Annotated in this window: 20 protein-coding genes; 9 read left to right on the plus strand and 11 right to left on the minus strand. The window is 64.6% G+C overall.

Annotated features, from left to right (window positions below; all coding sequences use genetic code 11):
* Nucleotides 1-30: 30 nt before the first annotated feature.
* Complete coding sequence (locus SLT36_RS23380) at nt 31-1,047, minus strand: polyprenyl synthetase family protein (RefSeq protein ID WP_154386784.1); 1,017 nt, start codon at nt 1,045-1,047, stop codon at nt 31-33.
* Nucleotides 1,048-1,197: 150 nt separating this feature from the next.
* Here SLT36_RS23380 and SLT36_RS23385 point away from each other — a divergent pair, with 150 nt between their 5' ends.
* From SLT36_RS23385 to moaB, 6 genes are all read left to right on the plus strand, one after another.
* Nucleotides 1,198-1,422, plus strand: a complete 225-nt coding sequence (locus SLT36_RS23385; protein WP_067964652.1) for a DUF2007 domain-containing protein — start codon at nt 1,198-1,200, stop codon at nt 1,420-1,422.
* 26 nt (nt 1,423-1,448) lie between these two features.
* A complete protein-coding gene (locus SLT36_RS23390) occupies nt 1,449-2,219 on the plus strand; it encodes a tRNA1(Val) (adenine(37)-N6)-methyltransferase (RefSeq protein ID WP_432288453.1) in 771 nt (256 codons plus the stop codon).
* An 86-nt stretch (nt 2,220-2,305) separates the two neighbouring features.
* Nucleotides 2,306-3,169 carry a S49 family peptidase gene (locus SLT36_RS23395; protein WP_432284647.1) on the plus strand — a complete coding sequence of 288 codons (864 nt, stop codon included), beginning with the start codon at nt 2,306-2,308 and terminating at the stop codon, nt 3,167-3,169.
* Between the two features lie 76 nt (nt 3,170-3,245).
* On the plus strand, nt 3,246-3,431 hold the full coding sequence (locus tag SLT36_RS23400) for an NfeD family protein (protein ID WP_067964658.1): 186 nt from the start codon (nt 3,246-3,248) through the stop codon (nt 3,429-3,431).
* 10 nt (nt 3,432-3,441) lie between these two features.
* Nucleotides 3,442-4,308, plus strand: coding sequence for a 4-(cytidine 5'-diphospho)-2-C-methyl-D-erythritol kinase (locus SLT36_RS23405; protein WP_432284648.1), 867 nt, complete (start codon nt 3,442-3,444; stop codon nt 4,306-4,308).
* A 12-nt stretch (nt 4,309-4,320) separates the two neighbouring features.
* Nucleotides 4,321-4,872, plus strand: a complete 552-nt coding sequence (moaB, locus tag SLT36_RS23410; protein WP_432284649.1) for a molybdenum cofactor biosynthesis protein B — start codon at nt 4,321-4,323, stop codon at nt 4,870-4,872.
* A 51-nt stretch (nt 4,873-4,923) separates the two neighbouring features.
* Here moaB and SLT36_RS23415 read toward each other — a convergent pair whose 3' ends face one another.
* Nucleotides 4,924-5,427 (minus strand): glycosyltransferase, encoded by a 504-nt coding sequence (locus tag SLT36_RS23415; protein WP_182575424.1) that lies wholly within the window; start codon nt 5,425-5,427, stop codon nt 4,924-4,926.
* Between the two features lie 147 nt (nt 5,428-5,574).
* On the opposite strand from SLT36_RS23415, the gene SLT36_RS23420 reads away from it, so the two are divergent.
* Both SLT36_RS23420 and SLT36_RS23425 read left to right on the plus strand, forming a co-directional pair.
* Entirely contained in the window at nt 5,575-6,729 is a 1,155-nt protein-coding gene (locus SLT36_RS23420; RefSeq protein ID WP_432284650.1) for a PA0069 family radical SAM protein, read from the plus strand.
* Between the two features lie 149 nt (nt 6,730-6,878).
* The gene (locus SLT36_RS23425) at nt 6,879-7,529 is read left to right on the plus strand and encodes a ribonuclease HII (RefSeq protein WP_432284651.1); all 651 of its coding nucleotides are present in this window, start codon (nt 6,879-6,881) and stop codon (nt 7,527-7,529) included.
* A 22-nt stretch (nt 7,530-7,551) separates the two neighbouring features.
* Here the strand turns inward: SLT36_RS23425 and SLT36_RS23430 are convergent, their stop codons facing one another.
* The 9 genes from SLT36_RS23430 to SLT36_RS23470 form a co-directional block, all read right to left on the minus strand.
* Nucleotides 7,552-7,938, minus strand: a complete 387-nt coding sequence (locus SLT36_RS23430; RefSeq protein WP_432284652.1) for a DUF4180 domain-containing protein — start codon at nt 7,936-7,938, stop codon at nt 7,552-7,554.
* A gap of 182 nt (nt 7,939-8,120) precedes the next feature.
* Nucleotides 8,121-8,600, minus strand: a complete 480-nt coding sequence (locus tag SLT36_RS23435) for a F0F1 ATP synthase subunit B (protein WP_182575427.1) — start codon at nt 8,598-8,600, stop codon at nt 8,121-8,123.
* 10 nt (nt 8,601-8,610) lie between these two features.
* Nucleotides 8,611-9,210 carry a F0F1 ATP synthase subunit B gene (locus SLT36_RS23440; RefSeq protein ID WP_432284653.1) on the minus strand — a complete coding sequence of 200 codons (600 nt, stop codon included), beginning with the start codon at nt 9,208-9,210 and terminating at the stop codon, nt 8,611-8,613.
* Between the two features lie 61 nt (nt 9,211-9,271).
* Nucleotides 9,272-9,496 carry a F0F1 ATP synthase subunit C gene (locus tag SLT36_RS23445; protein WP_182575428.1) on the minus strand — a complete coding sequence of 75 codons (225 nt, stop codon included), beginning with the start codon at nt 9,494-9,496 and terminating at the stop codon, nt 9,272-9,274.
* 64 nt (nt 9,497-9,560) lie between these two features.
* Nucleotides 9,561-10,310, minus strand: a complete 750-nt coding sequence (locus SLT36_RS23450; protein ID WP_432284654.1) for a F0F1 ATP synthase subunit A — start codon at nt 10,308-10,310, stop codon at nt 9,561-9,563.
* 39 nt (nt 10,311-10,349) lie between these two features.
* Complete coding sequence (locus SLT36_RS23455; RefSeq protein WP_115733150.1) at nt 10,350-10,760, minus strand: AtpZ/AtpI family protein; 411 nt, start codon at nt 10,758-10,760, stop codon at nt 10,350-10,352.
* Between the two features lie 240 nt (nt 10,761-11,000).
* Complete coding sequence (locus tag SLT36_RS23460; RefSeq protein ID WP_432284655.1) at nt 11,001-12,188, minus strand: cell wall hydrolase; 1,188 nt, start codon at nt 12,186-12,188, stop codon at nt 11,001-11,003.
* A gap of 149 nt (nt 12,189-12,337) precedes the next feature.
* On the minus strand, nt 12,338-13,774 hold the full coding sequence (der, locus tag SLT36_RS23465; protein WP_432284656.1) for a ribosome biogenesis GTPase Der: 1,437 nt from the start codon (nt 13,772-13,774) through the stop codon (nt 12,338-12,340).
* Between the two features lie 10 nt (nt 13,775-13,784).
* The gene (locus SLT36_RS23470; protein WP_432284657.1) at nt 13,785-14,450 is read right to left on the minus strand and encodes a tetratricopeptide repeat protein; all 666 of its coding nucleotides are present in this window, start codon (nt 14,448-14,450) and stop codon (nt 13,785-13,787) included.
* Nucleotides 14,451-15,023: 573 nt separating this feature from the next.
* On the opposite strand from SLT36_RS23470, the gene SLT36_RS23475 reads away from it, so the two are divergent.
* Nucleotides 15,024-16,022: a polysaccharide deacetylase gene (locus SLT36_RS23475; protein ID WP_432284658.1), complete on the plus strand. Its 999-nt coding sequence runs from the start codon at nt 15,024-15,026 to the stop codon at nt 16,020-16,022.
* The last annotated feature ends 150 nt before the right edge of the window (nt 16,023-16,172 follow it).

Genomic DNA, 16,172 nt, shown 5'->3' on the forward strand with positions numbered 1-16,172 from the left:
TGTTGAACCAACGGCAGGTGGAATCCTGCCTCAAACGACGCGGCTGATGCAGAAATCGATGACGTCGATGAGGGCCGACTTCTGCGGCGTCTGCTCCAGCGGGGCCAGCGCATCGCGGGCGATCTCGCCGAAATGGCTGGCGCGGCCGATCGTGTCGGCGATGGCGCCGTGGCGCACCATCAGGCCGACGGCCTTCTCCAGCGCCGCATCGTCGGTCTTGCCCTCCTCGATCGCACTCTTCCAGAAGGCGCGTTCGGCAGTGGTGCCGCGGCGATAGCTCAGGATCACCGGCAGCGTGACCTTGCCCTCGCGAAAGTCGTCGCCGACATTCTTGCCGAGGTCCTTGCTCGACCCGCCATAGTCGAGCGCATCGTCGATGAGCTGGAAGGCAAGGCCGAGATTCATGCCGTAGGAGCGCAGTGCTGCCTTGTCGTTCTTCGACGCGCCGGCAATGACCGGGCCGACTTCGGCGGCAGCCGAGAACAGGGCAGCGGTCTTTGCCTTGATGACGGCGAAATGTTCGTCCTCGGTGGTGTCGAGGTTCTTGGCGGCGGCCAGCTGCATCACCTCGCCCTCGGCGATGATCGAGGCAGCGGAGGACAGGATGTCGAGCGCTTCCAGCGAACCGACCTCGACCATCATGCGGAAGGCCTGGCCGAGCAGGAAGTCGCCGACGAGCACGCTCGCCTGGTTGCCCCAGATGGTGCGCGCCGTCTTCTTGCCGCGGCGCAGGTCGCTTTCGTCGACGACGTCGTCATGCAAAAGCGTAGCTGTGTGCATGAACTCGACGGAGGTCGCGAGCCTGACGTGGTTTTCACCGGCGTAGCCGAACATCTGCGCGGCAGCGAGCGTCAGCATCGGGCGCAGGCGCTTGCCGCCGGAAGAGATCAGGTGGTTGGCCACCTCGGGGATCATCTCGACGTCGGAGCCGGCCTTGGACAGGATCAGCTCGTTGACCCGCCCCATGTCGGCGGACGTCAGGTCGATCAGGTCCTTGATCGACGCAGCGTCCCGCTTTCCCTTCTCGATGTTGAGAACGACACCCAAGGCCAACACTCCCAAATTACACAGGCGCGTGGTCGCGCGCGTAGCTCTTAGGCGATTCTAGGGCGGCATGCACCGTGCCCGCAAGTGGCGAATTGGCGCGGTGCAACAGGCAGCGTTTACTTCGCCGCTCCAAACTGCGAATTTCCTGAGATGATCGAACTCATCCGCACCAATGACGCCGTCATCATCTCCTTCGTCGAGGCACTGCTGCGCGACGCCGGCATCGGCAGCTTCACCGCCGACGAGAACATGAGCGTGCTCGACGGTTCGATCGGCATCCTGCCGCGCCGGATCATGATCGATGCCGACGACGCCGACGAAGCACGGCAATTGCTGACCGACGCCGGCATCGAGCACGAAATTCGCCGGAAGTGACAGCCGAACCGCCACCCGCAAAACATCTGGACTTGCCACCCCATACGGTGGACGCATTCCATCGCGGCGACTTCTGGCTGGTGCAGCCCAGCGACAGCGGCCACCGCGCCGGCATGGACGCCTTGATGCTGGCAGCCGCCGTGCCGGGCACATTCGCCGGCCGGCTTGCCGATTTCGGCGCAGGTGCGGGTGCTGCCGGCCTTGCGGTTGCGTCGCGCTGCAGGCAGGCCAGGGTACAACTTGTCGAGCTCACCACGGATATGGCGCGCTTCGCCGAGGCGACGCTCGCTTATCCCGGCAACGCCTCGCTGCGCGAGCGCGCGTCGGTGCTCGTCGCCGATGTCGGCCTTTCCGGCAAGGCACGCACCGAGGCAGGCCTTGCCGACGCCTCGCTCGACTTCGTCATCATGAACCCGCCCTTCAATCCTGCGCATCACCGGCCGACGCCGGACGCGCTGAAGCGGCAGGCGCATGTCATGGAGGACGGGCTGTTCGAAAACTGGCTCCGGAGTGCTGCCGCCATGGTCAAGCCGCGCGGCGGCTTCGCCATCATCGCCCGGCCGGAGCAGCTCGCAGCGATCCTTACGGCCCTCGAGGGCCGCTTCGGCAAGGCCGAAATCGTACCGGTGCATCCGCGCGCCGACGCGGCCGCGATCCGTATCATCGTGCGGGCGGTTCGCGCCTCGCGGGCGCCGTTGACGCTCTGCCCGCCGCTGGTCCTGCGCGATCCCGGCGACAGCTTCTCGCAACGCGCCGACGACATAAGCAACGGCCGCGCGTCGCTTTTCGGCGATTGAAGCTTTTCGGCGATAGAACTGGGCCGAAGCATTGCGGTTGTCGCGGGAATACATACATCCGCATGACCAGAGACCGGAGAGATTACGTGAAGAACCTGTTCCGCCGCCTGCTGCCGAGATCTATGCGAGGCGGCGAGATCGTCATCCCCGTCATCAGGCTGCAAGGCGCGATCATGTCGGGCGGCAGCCAGTTCCGGCCGACGCTTTCACTGGCAAGCACAGCCGGGCTGATCGAAAAGGCCTTCTCGATTTCCAGCGCGCCCGCCGTCGCCATCTCGATCAATTCGCCGGGCGGTTCGCCGGTACAGTCGCGCCTGATCTTCAAGCGCATCCGCGACCTTGCCGCCGAGAAGAACAAGAAGGTGCTGGTCTTCGTCGAGGACGTCGCCGCATCGGGCGGCTACATGATCGCCATTGCCGGCGACGAGATCTTCGCCGACCCCTCCTCCATTGTCGGCTCGATCGGCGTGGTATCGGCCTCGTTCGGCTTCACCGACCTGATCAAGAAGATCGGCGTCGAGCGCCGCGTCTACACCGCCGGCGCCAACAAGGCGACGCTCGATCCGTTCCAGCCGGAAAAGGCCGAAGACGTCGAGCGGCTGAAGAAGCTGCAGCGCGAAGTGCACGAGACCTTCATCGAGATGGTCAAGGAGCGCCGCCGCGGCAAGCTCAAAGACGACCCGGACCTGTTTACCGGCCTGTTCTGGTCGGGCAAGAAGGGCCTCGAACTCGGCCTCGTCGACGCGCTCGGCGACATGCGCACCGTGCTCAAGGACCGCTATGGCCCCAAGGCCGAGCTTAAGCTGATCACAGCACCGCGCGGCCTGTTCGGCCGCAGGCTCGGCCTTGGCTCATCCCTCGGCTTCACGCCTGAGGCAGCCGGCGCGGTTGCCACCGGCCTGGTGGATGCGGCGGAAGAACGCGCATTGTGGAGCCGGTTCGGCCTTTGAAAAAGCCGAAACGGCGGATTATCATGTGGGGACAGCCCCGGCCGGCCGGAAACGGCACCGAAGGGAGGAGAATGAAATGCCGCAGCTCATCTTTTTCGCGCTTGTCGGCGTGGTCGCCTATATCGGCTACCGCTCCTTCATCAAGGAGGCCGAACGGGTGACTGCCAAGGTGCGGCGCAACGAAAAGCAGCGCCAGACCGGCGCCAACGGGACGCTGGTCAAGGACCCCGAAACCGGCGAGTACCGGCTCGAGAAAGACTGACGCCCCGCCCGTGACCTTCAACAGCGTTCCGCTCGCCGAACTCGCCCCGGCCAAGATCAATCTGGCGCTGCATGTCACCGGGCGGCGCGATGACGGCTACCATCTGCTCGAAAGCCTCGTCGTCTTTGCCGATCTTGGCGACCGCATCACCGTTGCGGCGGCAACAGAGGACAGTTTCGTCGTCGATGGCCGCTTTGCCGCCGATGTGCCGGTCGATGGCGGCAACCTGGTGCTCAAGGCCCGGGACGCGCTGCGCGCTGCCTTTCCCCACCACACCACCCAGCCGGTCGCCATAGCGCTCGAAAAGAACCTGCCGGTCGCCTCGGGCATCGGCGGCGGTTCGAGCGACGCGGCTGCCGCGTTGCGCGCCCTGAGCCGCCTTTGGCGCCTGCCGACCGATGCTGCAACCCTTGCCCGCCTCGCCTTGCCGCTTGGCGCCGACCTGCCGATGTGCCTGGCTGGGCATCCGCTGATCGCCCGCGGCATCGGCGAGCAGCTCGCCCCGGTCAGGCATTTTCCTTCGCTACCGATGGTGCTGGTCAATCCCGGCATCGCGGTGGCGACACCGAGCGTCTTCCGGGCGCTGGCCTCACGTGAAAATCCCCCGCTCGCGCCGCTCGACAGCGCCGATACCGTGCTCGACTGGCTGGCAACCAGCCGCAACGACCTCGAGCCTGCAGCAATGTCGATCGAACCCTCGATTGTCGCGGTGCTGACCACCCTTCGCAATTCGGGTGCCGCCTTCGCCCGCATGTCGGGATCGGGTGCCACCTGTTTCGGCATCTTCGACAGCAACGCTGCCGCCGCGCACGCGGCGACGGCGATCTCGGCAGAGCGCCCCGGCTGGTTCAGCGCCGCCACAACGACCCGGACCTAGGAGCCCAACATAATGGCCAGCGAGCCCCGCCCCTTCGTTCCCGTCCGCATCGCGGTGCTGACCGTCTCCGACACCCGCACGCTGGCCGAGGACAAGTCAGGCCAGACGCTAGCCGACCGCATCACCGAAGCCGGGCACGTGCTCAAGGCGCGCGACATCGTCACCGACGACAGGGACAAGATCCGCGACCGCGTCACCGCCTGGTCGCTCGATGCCGAAATCGACGTGATCATCACCACCGGCGGTACCGGCTTCACCGGCCGCGACGTCACGCCGGACGCGCTGGAGCCGATCTTCGAAAAGCGCATGGACGGCTTCTCGGAGGTGTTCCACCGCATTTCCTACGACAAGATCGGCACGTCGACGATCCAGTCGCGTGCCACCGGCGGCGTGCTCAACGCCACCTTCGTCTTCGTGCTGCCGGGGTCGCCAGGGGCGTGCCGCGACGCCTGGGACGGCATTCTCAAGGCGCAGCTCGATTACCGCCACATGCCGTGCAATTTCGTCGAGATCATGCCGCGGCTCGACGAGCACCTCAGGCGTGGCGGCACCAAGTCAGCCTGAAGCCAGGGCGTCTTTCGCAATTTCCGACGAAATGGCGCTGCTGGAATTGCCCTAGCGCGGCGCAACGACGATTTCGGCATCCAGCGTCTTCATGGCAAGTCCGCGCGCGATGCCTTCGGCGTCCGCCCCGTTGCGACCCAGAATAGCTGCCTGCTTCCTGGTGATGACCAGCCCCTGCTCCAGAGCGCGCGGCCGCGACGTCACCCGTTCCCAGAACGGCCGGTTGCTCGCCCGCGACCGGGTGAAGCGCGCCGCCATGGTCAGCCGGCTCATGTGGCGAACAGCATCCTCGGTCCAGCCTTCGGCCAGCCGCGCGCCCGGCTCGAGCAGCAGCAGCCAGTCGCTCCTGGCCTGCGCGATGCCCGCCTGGATGCCGCCCTTGGCGAGATAGGCGCAGCCGGCATGTTCGGCGACATAGTGAGTCTGGTCGGTGGAGCCGAGGTCACAGACGATCACCTCGCGCACGACACCCTCGACGGCGCCGCCGACCAGCGCCGCCAGCGTGCGGGCCAGCCCCTCCTCGTCGTCCCTGGTCTCGATCAGAACGCTCAGCATATCCAGCCGCATATCGGAAAGCCGGCCGAAGCGCCAGCCTTGCGGCCCGGAGAACAAAGTTCTTGCTTTGTTCTCATTTCCAAAATAGGAATAGTTTCATGCCGACCGAATCGACGGACGGTCATTTTCCCTCTGGGAGATAGCGAAATGGAACCCATCGCACGGGCCGATATTGCCGCTTTCAAGGGTGGCGGAGCCGGAATGGCCAATGCCATGATCGAGGAAAGCGGCCTGCGCATCAACCATGAGCGTCGGCGCGGCCGCGGTGCCGGCGTCAACCCGTCGGGGCGTTACGAGCCGGTCAGCCGCCATGTCTTCGACGACGGCTGGAGCACAATCGAGGAGCTGCCGCCGTTCAAGACCGAGGTTCAGGTCGAGAAGCCGCGCACCATCATCACCCGCAACGAGTCGCCCGACATCTCCTTCGACCGCTCGATCAATCCCTATCGTGGTTGCGAGCATGGTTGTGTCTACTGTTTCGCCCGCCCCACCCACAGCTATATGGGCCTGTCGGCCGGGCTCGATTTCGAATCCAAGCTGTTTGCCAAGCCGGATGCGGCGCGGCTGCTCGACCGCGAACTGTCGAAGGACGGTTACCAGCCGCGCACCATCGCCATCGGCACCAACACCGATCCCTATCAGCCGATCGAGAAGCACTGGCGCATCATGCGCGAGGTGCTCGAGGTGCTGGAGGCGCGCAGCCATCCTGTCGGCATCGTCACCAAGTCGGCAATGGTCACACGCGACATCGATATCCTCACCCGCATGGCCGAAAAGGGCCTGGCCAAGGTGGCGCTGTCGGTGACGACGCTCGACCGCATGCTGGCACGGACCATGGAACCGCGGGCAGCGACGCCGACCAAGCGGCTGGAAGCGGTCAGGCAGCTCTCCGATGCCGGCATTCCGGTTTCGGTGATGGTGGCGCCGATCATCCCAGGCCTCACCGACCAGGAGATCGAGCGCATTCTCGATTCGGCCAAAGCCGCAGGTGCCACCAGCGCCGGCTACGTCATCCTGCGCCTGCCGCTGGAAGTCAGCCCGATCTTCAAGGACTGGCTGCTGCGCCATTATCCCGACAGCTATCGCCACGTGCTGTCGTTGATCCGCTCGATGCGCGACGGCAAGGACTACGATTCGGAATGGGGCAAGCGCATGAAGGGCAAGGGGCCCTATGCCTGGCAGATCGGCCGCCGCTTCGAGATCGCGGCACAGCGCCTCGGCCTCAACTCGGTGCGCACCCCGCTCCGCACCGACCTTTTCGAAGCCGGCCCCAAGGATCAGCTGCAACTGACGCTGCTTTGAACATCCGGGCGGGCAGCTTCGTCCGCCCGTGCAAGAAATTCCGTCCGGCCGTTCCCCGTGGCCAGTTGACGGTGCCTTCCCGAGCCGCCGCCCTAATCGGCCGGGAAGGTCTTGCGGAGGATCGGGGCCGATGCGAGCATCGCCGCACCATGGCTCGCGCGCGCTCCGATTCTCCGCCCCTCTTCGAATTCATCGACAAGCCTGACTTCGCCTTCGAAACGAAAGCGATATCGGGTGGCCTATGGCCATGCGCGGGCCTCGACGAAGCCGGACGCGGCCCCCTCGCCGGCCCGGTTGTCGCTGCCGCCGTGGTGCTCGACCCCGGCAACATTCCATCAGGGTTGGACGATTCCAAGCGCCTTACAGCCGCCCAGCGCGACGCGCTGTTCGACGAGGTGCTGTGCAAGGCCCTTGGCGTCGCCGTGGCGTCGGTTTCGGCCGACAGCATCGACCGCAGCGATATCCGCAAGGCGAGCCTGGAAGCAATGCGCCGGGCGCTTGCCGGCCTGCCGGTGGCGGCGAAGTCGGCGCTGGCCGACGGCCGCGACGTGCCGCCCGGCCTCGGCTGCACCTGCCGCGCTTTGGTCAAGGGCGACCAGCGCTCGCAATCCATCGCCGCCGCCTCGATCGTCGCCAAGGTGACGCGCGACCGCATGATGTCTGTCTGCGGCTCGAACGACAACCGCTACGGTTTCGAAGTCCATATGGGCTACGCCACCGCCCGCCACCGGGCGGCGATCATCGAGCACGGCGCATCGCTTCGGCTGCACCGCATTTCCTTTGCCCCGTTCAGGGACTAGCCACGGCAGAAACGCCTGGCGCCTAACCCTGCCTACTCTGAAGCGGCGACGTCCCGAGCCTGATGTCAAGTTCGGCAAGATCGGCAACGAACCAGATCGACTTGCCCTTGTTGGTTTCGCGCACGAAGTCACGCAGCGCGCCGCTTGCCTCGAGCGCCTGCGTGATGTCGCCGACAATGGCGCAGCCCAGGCCATAATTCACGAACTTCTGAAACACCTCACCGGCAACGCCGGTGCTGAGCTTGAGAAAATCCGGGCCAAGCCTTTCCACGGGGATGGCGAGGACATCGGCCTCGTTCGACCACGCCTCGCTGATGAAGTCATTGGCGTCGCCGGGCGCGCGCAGCAACGCACCGCTCCGGCTGAAAAAAAGCACGCGGGATTTGCCGATTTCGACGATCTGGGTCATGTGACCCGGCTAGCAGCGGCCGCGGCAAGGTGCAAGCCGCACCGGAGCAGCTCCTGCCAAACGAAAGACAGTCGCCCTTGGCTGTCCTGAAAACAAAAAAGCCGCCGGAAATTCCAGCGGCTTCTTCAAATCTACCCGGCTGCCCAACTTAATTGGCTGCGTGACTTAAGTGGCGGCTCGACTTAGTTGAGCTTGGCCTTCAGTTCCTGAACCGAGCCCTTGAACAGGTCGGCATTGGTCTTGGCGTCGGCCTTGCCGGCGAAGATCTGGCGAGCTGCCTCGACCGCGAGGTCGACAGCGTTGGCGCGAACTTCGTTGACGGCGTCGCGTTCGGCCTGGCCGATCTTGAGCTCGGCAAGTGCAGTCCGGCGAGCAACGTACTCTTCGGTCTTCTTATGCGCTTCTTCGGCGAGAAGGCCGGCTTCGCGCTTGGCCAGATCGACGATGTCGGCGGCCTCCTTCTCGGCTTCCTTGCGCTTGCGCTGGTACTCGGCGAGCAGCTGCTGGGCTTCTTCACGAAGCTTGCGTGCGTCTTCGAGTTCGGCGCGGATGCGTTCGGCGCGCTCGTCGAGCGACTTCGAAAGCATGCCCGGCACCTTCAGGTACAGGACGACACCGACGAAGATGACGAGAGCGACTGTGGCCCAGAATGTTGCGTCCATGGCCCCTCTCCTACTTGCTCGCTGCCTTGACGGCGGCGGCGATGTCAGCCTTGTCGACCTTGCCTGCGCCCAGTGCCTGGACGATCGCGGCAGCGGTGTCCTCGGCGATGGTGCCCACTTCCTTCATGGCATTGGCCTTGATGGTAGCGATGCGTGCTTCCGCAGCGGTCAGCTTCTGGTCGAGCCCGGCTTCGACTTCCTTGCGCTTGGCTTCGGCTTCCGCCTTGGCCTCGTCGCGTGCTTCCTGGCCGATGGCGTTTGCCCTGGCCTTGGCCTCGGCAAGCTCCTGCTCGTATGCGGCAACCGCCGCATCCGCCTCGGACTTCATCCGGGCAGCCTGGTCGAGATCCCCGGCGATGCGATCGCGGCGCACCTCGAGGATGCCGCCGACACGCGGCAGCACGACGTTCTTCAGGAAGAGATAGAACAGGCCGAAGGTGATCGCGAGCCAGAGCAGCTGCGACGGATAGTTCGACGTATCGAAAGGCGGAAACAACCCACCACCGCCATGCTCCGCACCCGTTTCGGTGTGCGCAGCGGTAGCGTCGGTAGAATGAGCTTCCCCGGCCGCAGGTGCGACTTCCTCGGCGTAACCCAGCGTGACAAACATCTCTATCCCCTGTCATCCCACCGGCCGCGACACGCGGCCGGTCAACTCGCTTGCGCGGCTCTTATGCGAAGAGCAGGAGCAGAGCGACGAGGAGCGAGAAGATGCCCAGAGCTTCGGTAACGGCGAAGCCGAAGATCAGGCGGCCGAACTGGCCGTCAGCTGCCGACGGGTTGCGCAGGGCGCCCGACAGGTAGTTACCGAAAATGGTGCCCAGGCCGATGCCTGCGCCGCCCATGCCGAGACAAGCGATGCCTGCGCCGATTGCCTTTGCTGCTTCAACTTCCATTGTCCAACTCCTTGTGGATCGAAATTTAGTTGCGGTATCCAAGACGGCGGCAGCCGCCGTCGAATTAGTGGCCCGGGTGCAGGGCGTCGTTGAGGTACATGCAGGTCAGCACCGCAAACACATAGGCCTGCAGGAACGCGACCAGGACTTCCAGGCCGGTGATCGCGACCGTCATGAACAGCGGCAGGATCGAGCCGACGACGCCGACAGCACCGAATGCGCTGAGCGAAGTGACGAAACCAGCGAAAACCTTGAGCGTGATGTGGCCGGCCAGCATGTTGGCGAACAGACGAACCGACAGGCTGATCGGACGCGACAGGAACGAGATCACTTCGATCAGGACGACCAGCGGCACCAGGATGCCAGGCACACCGTGCGGGACGAAGAGTTTCAGGAAGCCGAAACCGTGCTTCATGAAGCCGTAGACGATGACCGTACCGATGACCAGCAGCGCCAGCGCGAAGGTGACGATGAGATGGCTGGTGACGGTGAAGAAGTAAGGGAACAGGCCGATCAGGTTGGCGACGAGCACGAACATGAACAGCGAAAACACCAGCGGGAAGAAACGCATGCCCTGGGAACCCGCCGCGTCTCGTAGCATCGAGGCGACAAATTCATAGGACATCTCCGAAACCGACTGCAGGCGGCTCGGCACCAGGCCGCGGCTCGACGTCGTCAGGAACAGGAAGGCGCTGGCGGCGATCACGGTGGCGACCATGAAGGCCGACGAGTTGGTGAAGGAGAAGTCGAGGCCGCCGATCTCGATCGGAATCAATTTCGCGATCTGAAACTGATGAATTGGATCGTTGGCCACGCTGGCCCCCCTTCGCCTAAATTGCGCCTCGCAGCGCTGCTATTTCTTTTCCGGTTCGTCCGACTGCTTGTCGGGCGACCTGATACCGGCATCAGTAACCATTCCTGCCGAACGCAGGACATTGAGCACGCCGGCGCCGAAGCCGAGCAGCAGAAACACAATCAAGCCCCAGGGCGACGTGCCTGCCAGCCGATCGATGATCCACCCCAGACCAACACCAACCGCGATCCCGGCGATGAACTCGCTGGACAGCTTGAGTGCCTGGCCGTAGCCGGTCACACCATTCGACCCCGTACTCTTTTCCCCCTCGCGGGCAGTCTGGCGTCTTGTCGCAAGCGTTGCTTCAAGCTGTTGCCGACGGCGCTCGAGTTCGTCGTCGCGGTGATCGTTCTCGGCTCGATTTTCAGGCCGGGAGTTTCCATTTCCGCCTGGGCCCGAAGGCTTGGCCATTGCAAACTCCCACCCGGTCCGAGCGTATCCGTTCGTCCGCTTCAAAGTCGCCGGCAACATAGTTAGAGGGCCTCTGCCCGTCAAGCCACGGGGAGGCCCATCTAACTAAGTATTTTATGTAAGAAAATCAGCTAGTTGTCGAAGTGCGACATCCTGCCCGCGGCTCCGCTCCGTGATCACCCGCCGAATCCGCGTGCAATCCGGCGGCTGGCCGACTCCATGAGCCCGTGCCAGATGCGTTCAGCTCCAGCCGCCGCCATAGGTGCGGTAGAAGATGTGCAGGCCGATCTTGGTCATCTTCTTCATGCCACGCGCCCAGCCGGGATTGACGTAGTTGGCGTAGTAGTGGGTCGAGGAGCCGACTTCCGGGATGAAGATCTTGCCGGCGGTCACCGCCATGGCGACGTCCTGGGCGGTCTTGTAGTGCGACGGGCTGGTGACGCGGTCCTTGATGCCGTCGCAGGCAAACGAGAACTGGCAGCGGTTGAACCAGCCATCATTCTGGTAGACGACGCCGCAGATGGTGCCTGGATAGGCCGGGTTGCGGACACGGTTGAGGATGACCTGGGCGACGGCCGCCTGGCCGCGCACCGCTTCGCCGCGCGCCTCGAAGTAGATACCGTTGGCGAGGCAGGCCTGCTCGGCCTTGGAGAAGACGCCTGCCGGCAGCGGATTGGCCAGCCACCAGTGGTCGCCCTTGCCCATCGGCGGGATGAAGCGGCCGTTCGCCTCGTCGTCGTCGCGCAGCAGCGCCTCGAAGGGCGAGGCCTTGGCGTAGTCGGGCGCAGCCGGTGCGTAAGCCGTGGCGAGGATGTCGGCCTTGTCGTTGTTGACCAGCGAGGCCAGCATTGCCGGAACCCCGCGCGCAGAACGCTTTTCGGTCTCCTTGACGTGGAAGGCAGCGGCGATCTCGACTTCCTTGCCCTTGATGTCGGGCTTGGCGAAGGTCAGCTTGAGGCCGCTGTCGAGGGCGGGGCGCAGAAGCGAACTGGTGCGCTCGAACACCGAGCCGGCGGTGAAGTTCTTCGGCGGACTGACCCTTGAGATGTTGACGATGCGGGCCTTCTTGTCGACGCGGACAATGCGGTCCTCGTCAGGCAGGTCGGACGACCCGAACTTCTTGCCGCGAAACGCGACGGTGCCGACACCGGCGATCTTGACGCCCGAGCCCGAGATCGGACCGGTGATGATGCCGTCGACGAACGGCATTTCGGCGGCATGGACCGAGCCGGCGGCAGCTTTCTCGACATAAGCGCCCCAGCGCGTGTCCTTGTTCTCAAGGCCGGAGACGAGGCTGGTCATGTCCTGATAGGCAGCAACGGTGGGAAAGCCGAGCCAGATGCCGAGGCCGATCACGGCCGGCGCCAGGAACGAACGTCTTCCCTCGCGGGCAGCAGCAAACCGCCGCTTCACAACACCTCGATGCACGGAAACTCTCCAGGACGCAACACACCCTACTGGAGAGGAAAATGATGCATTAACCTTGATGGAGCGTTAACGGGCGCAACGTTGGTGCAATGCAAGAAGGGAGGGGCGCAATGCAAAAAAGGGCCCGCTTGCGCGAGCCCTTCGGTGTTTCATTTCTTCTTCTTGGCCCGCCCGGCGAACGGGTTGTCCGAGGCGCGCAGCGCCATGCGGATCGGCACGCCGGGCATGTTGAAGGCGTCGCGCAGATTGTTGACGAGATAGCGCACATAGGACTGCGGCATCGCATCGGGGCGCGAGCAGGACAGGACGAAGCCAGGCGGCCGGGTCTTTGCCTGGGTGATGTACTTGATCTTGAGCCGGCGGCCGGCGACGGCGGGCGGCGGATGATGGGCAAGTATGCCTTCGAGCCAGCGGTTGAGCTTGCCGGTCGAGACGCGGCTGTTCCAGACCCGGTGCGTCTTCATCACCGCGTCCATCAGCTTTTCCAGCCCGCGGCCGGTCTCCGCCGACATCGGCACTGCCTGCAGGCCACGCGCCTGCGGCAACAGCCGCTCGGTCTTCTCGCGCAGCTCGGCCAGCGTTTCCTGCGGGTTGTCGATGAGATCCCACTTGTTGAAGGCGATGACCGGCGCCCTGCCCTCGCGGATGATCAGGTCGGCGATCTGCAGATCCTGCTTCTCGAACGGGATCGTCGCATCGAGCACGATGATGACGATCTCGGCAAAGCGGATGGCGCGCAGTCCGTCCTGCACCGACAGCTTCTCGAGCTTCTCCTGGACCTTGGCCTTGCGGCGCATGCCGGCCGTATCGAACATCTTGATGCTGCGGCCCTGCCAGTCCCAGTCGACCGAAATCGAATCGCGGGTGATGCCGGCCTCGGGCCCGGTGAGCAGGCGCTCCTCGCCGATCAGCGCATTGATCAGCGTCGACTTGCCGGCATTCGGCCGGCCGACGACGGCGATGCGCAGCGGCTTGGTCTCGTCATAGGCGGGCGCCTCTTCGGCGTCGGGATCGGCGATGTCCTCGCCGATCAGCACGTCGCTTTCGGCGATGTCGCCGGCCTCGTCCTCGTCATCGGCAAAGACGACTTCCTTGCCGAGCGCCTCGACGACGGCGTCGCGCAGGTCGGGCATGCCAAGACCGTGCTCGGCCGAGATCTGCACCGGTTCGCCGATGCCGAGCTCCCACGCTTCGAGCGCGCCGCCCTGGGCACCGCGCGCCTCGGATTTGTTGGCGACGAGCACGACAGGCTTGCCGGAACGGCGCACGATCTCGACGAAGGTGCGGTCGTCTGGCGTGAGACCCGCCTTGGCGTCGACCATGAAGAAGATGAGATCGGCTTCCTTGATGGCGATCTCGGTCTGCGCCCGCATGCGGCCTTGGAGGGTTGCCGCACCCGCATCCTCGAAGCCGGCCGTGTCGATGACGTCGAAGACGAGATCGTAGAGCTTGGCCGCATGCACACGGCGGTCGCGCGTCACGCCGGGCGTGTCGTCGACAAGGGCGATCTTCTTTCCAACCAGGCGGTTGAAAAGGGTGGATTTGCCGACGTTGGGCCGGCCGATTATCGCGATCTTGAAAGCCATCGGGCCCGCATCACGACGCGTTGCCGGAACCGCGGATCAGTTCGGCCAGGAGGTTGGAGCGCTGACGCGCATTGCGCGGCGCGCCTTCGTCGGAGGAAATCTGCTCGAACAGCTTCTGCGCATCGGCGAGCTTGCCTTCCTTCCAGGCGGCAAGGCCGAGCGCCTCGCGGGCCGAATGGCGCAGCGGGTTGGTGTCGTTGGTCAGCGCTTCGACGCGGGCAGAGACATCGGCATAGCTGCCGTTGTCGACGAGCAGCAGTGCCGCGCGCAGGCGGGCGACATCACGAATGACATTGGGGATCGAGCTGTCGGCAGCCACTTCGTCGAAGCCGGCGATGGCCGCCTTGAAGTCACCCTTGTCGGCCTGGACGGTGGCGGCACGCATGCGGGCGAGCAGCGGATAAGCGCCGTAGCCGTCCTTTTCGAGCGCATCGAATGCGGCAAGCGCCTCGTCGGCCTTGCCGGAATTGGCGAGCGTCAGCGCCTGCGAGAAGCGGTCGCCGGAGCTGTTGGCCTTGGTCTCGACCCAGTATTCCCAGACCACGAACAGGCCGGTGCCGATGACGATCAGCACGGCGATGACGATGGCTGCGGGGCCATAGCTGTCCCACAGGGCCTTCGCCTTCTCCTGGCGAATTTCCTCGTTTACTTCACGAAAGAAACTGTCGTCCGACATGCTATCCAATCACCTCTGCCCCTCGGGGGCCGTTTGAGCCTGCGTTTTAGCGTAATTTCGCCGCCATGGAAGGGGGCGGGGCGGAAATTCGGTGGGAGAGATCCCTCGCCTCGTTTGCACCTTCCGCGGCCGTGGAGAGTTTGGCGCGGTCATACAAACGGGGAATAATGGCCGAACTGCCGACACGGGATATGGCCGGCTTGGCCGTACCTACGACGCAACCCTTCGGCGTAGCGATCCTTCGCACCCCCCTCTGGCCTGCCGGCCATCTCCCCCACAAGGAGGGAGATCAGGCCGTCATCGACGTCTCGCTCGATCGCCAACGTCGCAAAGCTTGTCCTCACGACATCGCAGGATGGGCGCTGCCGGCGGCGCGACTAATCTCCCCCCTTGTGGGGGAGATGGCCGGCAGGCCAGAGGGGGGTGCGAAGGAATGAGAGAGTGCAGAAGGTTCCTCCACCCACTAGCCCAAATGGACGCATAGGCGGCGGGACGCATCCGTGCCACATTTCGGCCCTACCGGCAGATGTCGCCCCCTCCGACAGGCTCCCCGAAATTGCATCGAAGTTCGACATGATCAAAGCGTTCCCAGTCAGTGCTCTTGTATCCGCGTCATTGGTCGCGTCCGCCGCGATGGCCGGGCCAGCGCCCAAGGTCGAGGACGTCAGGAAGCCGCAGATCGTGCTGATCTCGTTCGACGGCGCCCATGACCTCGCGCAATGGCAGCGCAGCCGGGAGCTTGCGGCGCGGACAGGGGCGCGCTTCACCTATTTCCTGTCCTGCGTGTTCCTGTTGTCGCGCGAGACGCGCAGCAGCTACCAGGCGCCGGGACGATCGGCCGGAAAGTCGAATGTCGGCTTTGCCATGACCAGGCAGGAGGTTGCCGACCGCCTCGAGCAGATCAACCTCGCCGCATCCGAGGGTCACGACATCGCCAGCCACGCCTGCGGCCATTTCGACGGCGGCAAGTGGAGCAAGGCCGAGTGGACCAAGGAGTTCGACGCGTTTTCGACAATCATGCGCGACGCCTACAGGATCAACGGCATCTCGCCCGAGCCGGCGGGCTGGGCCGGGATCGCGGCCCAGGTGAAGGGTTTTCGCGCGCCCTATCTCTCCGACAGCAAGGGACTGACGGCAGCACTGCGCGACAAGGGTTTTGCCTACAACGCCAGCGGCGTGTCACGTGGGCCGGAGGAACCCAGGCTCGACGGCTCGATGATGGATTTTGCCCTGCCGCAGATTCCGGAGGGCCCTTCGGAGCGGCGCATCATCGCCATGGACTACAACCTGTTCGTCCGCCATTCCGGCGGCGTCGACAAGCCCGCGGAAGCGGCCAAATACGAAAGCCGCGCCTACGGCGCATTCCGCAAGGCCTTCGACACGCAATATGAACGCGGCCGCATTCCTTTGCAGATCGGCTTCCACTTCACGCTGATGAATGACGGCGCCTATTGGCGTGCGCTGGAGCGCTTCGCCGGCGAGGTCTGCGTGAAGGCGGATGTCGAGTGCATCAGCTATGCCGACTATGTCGGCATGCGCAAGGACGCGGCGCCGGTGCAGACCGGCGGGTAAGCTGGACGCGCGGGTAGGCCCACTCGCGCGAGCTTACGCCCTACCCGTCGCGACCTGGCCATGCATGATGATGACCCTGCACCGTGCAGGTGCCATCAGCGTTGCGGCAAGGCAACTGTGTTCATGCCAAGCCGCCAGAGGGTGCAGAAC

This window comes from Aminobacter sp. BA135, from assembly GCF_050859125.1.
GTDB classification, from domain to species: Bacteria; Pseudomonadota; Alphaproteobacteria; order Rhizobiales; family Rhizobiaceae; genus Aminobacter; species Aminobacter ciceronei.

Excerpts from the sequence above, each read along its gene's own strand:
- SLT36_RS23385 (WP_067964652.1), top strand. The coding sequence starts at position 1,198 with ATGATCGAACTCATCCGCACCAATGACGCCGTCATCATCTCCTTCGTC.
- SLT36_RS23400 (WP_067964658.1), top strand. The coding sequence starts at position 3,246 with ATGCCGCAGCTCATCTTTTTCGCGCTTGTCGGCGTGGTCGCCTATATC.
- moaB (WP_432284649.1), top strand. The coding sequence starts at position 4,321 with ATGGCCAGCGAGCCCCGCCCCTTCGTTCCCGTCCGCATCGCGGTGCTG.
- SLT36_RS23415 (WP_182575424.1), bottom strand. The coding sequence starts at position 5,427 with ATGCTGAGCGTTCTGATCGAGACCAGGGACGACGAGGAGGGGCTGGCC.
- SLT36_RS23420 (WP_432284650.1), top strand. The coding sequence starts at position 5,575 with ATGGAACCCATCGCACGGGCCGATATTGCCGCTTTCAAGGGTGGCGGA.
- SLT36_RS23425 (WP_432284651.1), top strand. The coding sequence starts at position 6,879 with ATGGCTCGCGCGCGCTCCGATTCTCCGCCCCTCTTCGAATTCATCGAC.
- SLT36_RS23430 (WP_432284652.1), bottom strand. The coding sequence starts at position 7,938 with ATGACCCAGATCGTCGAAATCGGCAAATCCCGCGTGCTTTTTTTCAGC.
- SLT36_RS23435 (WP_182575427.1), bottom strand. The coding sequence starts at position 8,600 with ATGGACGCAACATTCTGGGCCACAGTCGCTCTCGTCATCTTCGTCGGT.
- SLT36_RS23440 (WP_432284653.1), bottom strand. The coding sequence starts at position 9,210 with ATGTTTGTCACGCTGGGTTACGCCGAGGAAGTCGCACCTGCGGCCGGG.
- SLT36_RS23445 (WP_182575428.1), bottom strand. The coding sequence starts at position 9,496 with ATGGAAGTTGAAGCAGCAAAGGCAATCGGCGCAGGCATCGCTTGTCTC.
- SLT36_RS23455 (WP_115733150.1), bottom strand. The coding sequence starts at position 10,760 with ATGGCCAAGCCTTCGGGCCCAGGCGGAAATGGAAACTCCCGGCCTGAA.
- der (WP_432284656.1), bottom strand. The coding sequence starts at position 13,774 with ATGGCTTTCAAGATCGCGATAATCGGCCGGCCCAACGTCGGCAAATCC.
- SLT36_RS23470 (WP_432284657.1), bottom strand. The coding sequence starts at position 14,450 with ATGTCGGACGACAGTTTCTTTCGTGAAGTAAACGAGGAAATTCGCCAG.
- SLT36_RS23475 (WP_432284658.1), top strand. The coding sequence starts at position 15,024 with ATGATCAAAGCGTTCCCAGTCAGTGCTCTTGTATCCGCGTCATTGGTC.